This is a genomic window from Bifidobacterium sp. UTBIF-78 (assembly GCF_006408945.1).
Classification (GTDB): domain Bacteria; phylum Actinomycetota; class Actinomycetes; order Actinomycetales; family Bifidobacteriaceae; genus Bifidobacterium; species Bifidobacterium myosotis.
Genome location: NZ_JFAO01000052.1, coordinates 1 through 1,336, shown reverse-complemented (window position 1 = coordinate 1,336; position 1,336 = coordinate 1). Strand labels below are relative to the sequence as shown.

Here is a 1,336-nt window from a genome sequence, read left to right as displayed (position 1 = left end):
GAAAAACTCTCCGTAGAAAGGAGGTGATCCAGCCGCACCTTCCGGTACGGCTACCTTGTTACGACTTAGTCCCAATCACGAGTCTCACCTTAGACGGCTCCCCCCAAAAAAGGTTAGGCCACCGGCTTCGGGTGCTACCCACTTTCATGACTTGACGGGCGGTGTGTACAAGGCCCGGGAACGCATTCACCGCGGCGTTGCTGATCCGCGATTACTAGCGACTCCGCCTTCACGGAGCCGGGTTGCAGGCTCCGATCCGAACTGAGACCGGTTTTCAGGGATCCGCTCCACCTCACAGTGTCGCATCCCGTTGTACCGGCCATTGTAGCATGCGTGAAGCCCTGGACGTAAGGGGCATGATGATCTGACGTCATCCCCACCTTCCTCCGAGTTGACCCCGGCGGTCCCTTGTGAGTTCCCGGCCGAACCGCTGGCAACACAAGGCGAGGGTTGCGCTCGTTGCGGGACTTAACCCAACATCTCACGACACGAGCTGACGACGACCATGCACCACCTGTGAACCCGCCCCGAAGGGAAACCCCGTCTCCGGAGTCGTCGGGAACATGTCAAGCCCAGGTAAGGTTCTTCGCGTTGCATCGAATTAATCCGCATGCTCCGCCGCTTGTGCGGGCCCCCGTCAATTTCTTTGAGTTTTAGCCTTGCGGCCGTACTCCCCAGGCGGGATGCTTAACGCGTTGGCTCCGACACGGAACACGTGGAACGTGCCCCACATCCAGCATCCACCGTTTACGGCGTGGACTACCAGGGTATCTAATCCTGTTCGCTCCCCACGCTTTCGCTCCTCAGCGTCAGTAACGGCCCAGAGACCTGCCTTCGCCATTGGTGTTCCTCCCGATATCTACACATTCCACCGTTACACCGGGAATTCCAGTCTCCCCTACCGCACTCCAGCCCGCCCGTACCCGGCGCAGACCCACCGTTAAGCGATGGGCTTTCACACCAGACGCGACGAACCGCCTACGAGCTCTTTACGCCCAATAATTCCGGATAACGCTTGCACCCTACGTATTACCGCGGCTGCTGGCACGTAGTTAGCCGGTGCTTATTCAACGGGTACACTCACTCTCGCTTGCTCCCCGATAAAAGCGGTTTACAACCCGAAGGCCTCCATCCCGCACGCGGCGTCGCTGCATCAGGCTTGCGCCCATTGTGCAATATTCCCCACTGCTGCCTCCCGTAGGAGTCTGGGCCGTATCTCAGTCCCAATGTGGCCGGTCGCCCTCTCAGGCCGGCTACCCGTCATAGGCTCGGTGGGCCATCACCCCGCCGACTACCTGATAGGACGCGACCCCATCCCATACCGGAAAAACCTTTC

At 59.6% G+C, this 1,336-nt stretch carries 1 rRNA gene; it reads right to left on the bottom strand.

What is annotated here, in order from left to right:
• Positions 1-16: 16 nt before the first annotated feature.
• Positions 17-1,336 (bottom strand): 16S ribosomal RNA (locus BG22_RS09680); the annotation flags it as partial.